Below are 4,409 nucleotides of genomic sequence, written 5' to 3'. Positions count from 1 at the left end.
GTCACGTTAGTATTTATGGGTAGAGTCTCTTTAGTAGGGGCGAATAATTATTCGCCCCTACCTCCTCCTTTTGCAAGGACGATTCGCGAATCGCCCTTAATGTAGGGGCACGTGGCAACGTGCCCCTACAGCTTTGTCAAGATAGAAGTTATCTGTATTAGTGCTTGTCTTTATGCCGAAGGGTTAAATAATTACCCAAATAAGCAATCATAAGGGTTACCCTTACAAAAGACGAACCCATTAAAGCAAGCTTGACAAGGCGCTATTGCCTATGTTGGTAAACAATAACGATGCTTGGCAACCGCTTCAGCGGTTTCCAGGGCTCTTGAATGATCGAATTTTTGAGGCGATTGCCCTGGCCGACCATCCAGCAGATTTGACTAATGTCTTTTTTTATGGTAAAATAAAGACAAAAAGGGGTAACGTCAAAAGATGTATGAAGAAGACTAAAGGCTGAAGTCGAAATTTTGACCATACCCAAAAAGGTGAGTAACTATTCAGCCACAGATGGACACGGATGAAACACTGATTCCTTTAATATATAAGTCCTTTAAATTCAACTCTTTCTCTTCCAAAATTGATAAGTAAGTCCACTCCTTTTTTGTTGCTTTTAATTATTTTATCCGTGCTAATCCGTGTTAATCCGTGGCTGAATAGTTACAAAGGTGAAAGGAAGAAAAAATGAAACTACAAACCATGGTTTTAGGATTAGTGGTGATAATTATTGGGATCATAAATGGAGTTATCTTCTATTTTGAGAATCGCCCCCTGGAGTTTGAACCCCTTCAAGCCTATGGCATAAAAACAATGGTCCCTCAAGGATGGGCACAGAGCAAGAAATTGAGTAAGGGCTGGGATGCTATCTATTTTAAACATAGCTGTTCTCATCTCACCCTGGCCAGCAGAAAATTAGACGATTATCCCTCTAAGGTCCTGGATTCTTACTGGCAAAGAGATAGATCACAAGCCGCCTATATCAAAGACATAAATGTCTATCAGAATGGCCTCTATCTGGTCTTTAGCCGTGGAAAGAGTGTTAGAGCGTACCGGGCGGTGTTCTCAAGAGGAGAGACCCTTTACTGGTTTGAATCTGAAACAAGGGCATCTTCTTCCAGGTATTATAAAAAGATCTTAGATGTGGCTCTCCTCAACCTGGTCATTGATGGAGAGGGAGTCAATCCGGCTTTAGGCGAGCAAATCAATCAGACTGATCGCGAACTGAGTATATGGGTCGCTCAAGGGCCAGGATTTTGGCTCTATTTTACCATTGGTCTCTCGGCGATTATTATTCTATTCCTCGTTTTTCTTGCAAAGCTTTCCGGAAAAGGGGTAAGCCCTGAGAAACTTAATCATGAAACAGCTATCCTGGAAGCCACCCAGGTAGAGGGATCATATAGCTTTGACTGGGAATACAGATTAAGCGGTTATGCTATCTACCTGACGACCACCAGGTTTTTAGCCTTTAACTTTGGATATAAGGTTATGGAACTCATTGCCGGAGATGAGGGACAAATAATCCCTTCCGCAGTCTTTTATCGATCCCGGAAAAAGAGGGGCATCTTCCTTGATTCTACTTCGGGAGAAGGCGGGGAAGTAACCGTTTCCACCGGCACAGGTAGATTCTCGGGCAAGAAGTTCTTACAGATTACAATAGAGAAAGGACTTAAATTTACCTACCGATTTTATCTGGAGGACGCCGAATTATGGGAAGCAGAGATCAAACAGTGGCTTAAGTAACCGTTCAGTCCCATCTATTTCTTTCGACCGCCAAGCTCACACCACTTCCAATATTCTTCAAGATTTCGGTAAGGGACGTCTGAGTTAATAGATCGAGCCATATCTTCTGTCAGATAATTCATCCAGTAATCGTCGAATACCTCTTTGCCATAAGCGGCAAAGGGGCCATTGCCCTTAATCAAGGCTTGAATATCTCTGACTGAACCGATATTCTTCGTGTTTCCACTCCCAGGTCGTTCACTGGCAATTCGCCACTTTTCCTGAAGCAAAAAGTCGAAATCCTTGACTACCGACACGATATCCTGAAGCTCATCCAGCGTATAAATTCGGCCTTCATTAATAGTTTCCTCATTGCGGCCATAGATGATTCCCAGTATAAAGTGAGCGTCGTATTGTTCATACGGGAAGGTGATATTCTTGACGGACTTACGCCGCCGAAAATAGCCCGTAAAGGCGCCCAATGTAAAACCGTTCACCCTTTCTGGGCCAGTTCGATACGTGCTTTTGAGGGCAAGGGCGATTTTTGTTTCAGCTGGTCCTATGAAGCCAATGTCTGGATAATGGTTTTGATGCTCGCTGAGCACCATTCTGTAGCTATGTTCTGCGGCGAACTGTGAAATGACTGGAAACAGCATCAACTCAATGATCTTGGAGACGACTTTAGTATCCACCGAGATGCTGTAGATATTTCGGTATACATCAATAAATCCTTTGACCACCCAGTTGCCCGTATCTGTAACAAGAGTGCGTCTGAATTTATCGACGTATGTCAATAGGTTCTCACTGAAGTTATTTGTAGTCATAACACCTTCATTGCCTTCATGCTTCAAGCGGTAGGCAACCGCACCCGTTCCGCCAAAGGCATCTAAATAAGTAACGAAATCCAGGTCTGCCATCTGTTCCCAAATTCAATCAACAAGTTTCGCTTTACTGCCCTGATAGCGAGTAGAAGGAAATTTGGCCGTTAGGTTGGGACAGAATGTATATTGATATGCCCTGGCTTTTGGCATCTTTAAGCCCTCTTATCTTCTAATTTCTAATTTGTCCCTCTCCGAGGACAATAAATTTAGTCGAAGTAAGCTCAGCAAGCCCCATTGGGCCACGGGCGTGCAGTTTCTGGGTCGAGATACCTATCTCAGCCCCCAGCCCGTATTGGTGGCCATCGGCCAATCGGGTGGAGGCATTGACAAAGACACTGGAGGCATCCACCTCTCGCAGGAAACGTCTGGCATTCTGATAGCTTTCAGTCACAATGGCCTCTGAGTGACCGGTTCCGTAGAGGGTGATATGTTCAATGGCCTCATCCAGGCTGTCAACTATTCTTACGGCCAGAATGAGGTCCAGATATTCGGTTTCGTAATCCTCCTCGGTCGCCGCTTTTATTTCAGGCAGAATCTCCCTTGTTCTGGAACAACCCCGAAGCTCAACCCCTGCCTTCATAAGGTGGCCAGATGCCTCAGGGAGGAAGGTATTGGCTATCCTTGAGTGGACCAGTAAGGTCTCCATAGCATTGCATACCCCCGGACGCTGCACCTTGGCATTGATGGCAATCTTGACGGCCTTTTCCAGATCAGCGCTCTCATCCACAAAGGTATGACAGTTGCCGGCCCCGTGAGAAATAACCGGAACCCTGGACATCTCCAGAATGCTCTTAATCATCGGCTGACTCCCTCGGGGGATAATTACGTCTATGTATTCGTCTAATTTAAGCATCTCTGCCACGGCCGCCCGGTCGGTGGTTTCGATAATCGAAATCCCATGTTCCGGCAGACCGGCCTTGGCTCCGGCCTCGGCCAGGACTTTGGCAATAGCCCGATTAGAATTTATGGCCTCTTTGCCTCCCCTTAGCAGGATGGCATTTCCAGACTTGAGACAGAGTCCGGCGGCATCAGCCGTGACGTTGGGCCTGGCCTCGTAAATGATTCCCACTACACCAAGAGGCACCCGCATACGTCCTATCTCAAGGCCATTCGGCCGCCGCCACATGCCGGTAATCTCTCCCACCGGATCCGGCAGGGCCGCCACTTCTCTTAGACCTTCGGCCATATCGGCTATCCGGTCATCGGTCAATAAAAGCCTGTCCATAAGGGCGGTAGAAAGCCCGGCCTCCTTCCCGGCCTTAAGATCAAGCTGGTTGGCCTGTTTGATCCTGGCCCGATTTTCATCTTCCATCAGGGCATCAGCCATTTGGTTAAGGGCCTTATCCTTTACTTCACGCGAGAGATTTGCTATCATCCTTGAGGCTTCTTTCGTCCGCTTAGCTAACTCTATGATCTCTTCTTTCATAGACATACTTTCCCTCCCTTGTATTTGTTTAACGTGGCTAAGATACACTACATAGACGCACCTGTCCGGAATTAGCCCCTGGCCTTTAATTATAGACTGGGGCATTTGATTTGTCAAATGTTTTTTGGTTTTCTACCCACCGTCATGTTGCCTGGGGGCGGTGGGCGAGGATGGCTGAAGGGCATTTCCTGGCGAAGCTGTAGTTTTCTGTGATTCAGATATGAGAATTAACCCAAGTTCACGATTTAAAAATATAAGTTCTGATAATTCTGAAATCAGCGTATTTGCCTAATGTTTTTCAGGTTAAGAGAATTGACAGATGAAAATGCTCTGTCATGAGTGTTTCTAAGTCATATTCTCGCCTAATCTTTCTCGTAATTTGCGTA

At 45.9% G+C, this 4,409-nt stretch carries 4 protein-coding genes; 2 read left to right on the top strand and 2 right to left on the bottom strand.

The window, feature by feature from the left end:
- Positions 1 to 325 precede the first annotated feature (325 nt).
- Positions 326 to 457, top strand: a complete 132-nt coding sequence (locus tag AB1797_13260; GenBank protein ID MEW5768554.1) for a hypothetical protein — start codon at positions 326 to 328, stop codon at positions 455 to 457.
- Positions 458 to 681: 224 nt separating this feature from the next.
- Positions 682 to 1,737: a hypothetical protein gene (locus AB1797_13255; GenBank protein ID MEW5768553.1), complete on the top strand. Its 1,056-nt coding sequence runs from the start codon at positions 682 to 684 to the stop codon at positions 1,735 to 1,737.
- A gap of 14 nt (positions 1,738 to 1,751) precedes the next feature.
- Here the strand turns inward: AB1797_13255 and AB1797_13250 are convergent, their stop codons facing one another.
- On the bottom strand, positions 1,752 to 2,633 hold the full coding sequence (locus tag AB1797_13250) for a type II restriction endonuclease (GenBank protein ID MEW5768552.1): 882 nt from the start codon (positions 2,631 to 2,633) through the stop codon (positions 1,752 to 1,754).
- Between the two features lie 133 nt (positions 2,634 to 2,766).
- Complete coding sequence (locus AB1797_13245; GenBank protein ID MEW5768551.1) at positions 2,767 to 4,029, bottom strand: glutamate-5-semialdehyde dehydrogenase; 1,263 nt, start codon at positions 4,027 to 4,029, stop codon at positions 2,767 to 2,769.
- Between the last annotated feature and the right edge of the window lie 380 nt (positions 4,030 to 4,409).

The organism is bacterium, from assembly GCA_040753085.1.
Lineage (GTDB): Bacteria > UBA9089 > JASEGY01 > JASEGY01 > JASEGY01 > JASEGY01.
This window is presented reverse-complemented; position numbering and strand designations above follow the sequence as displayed.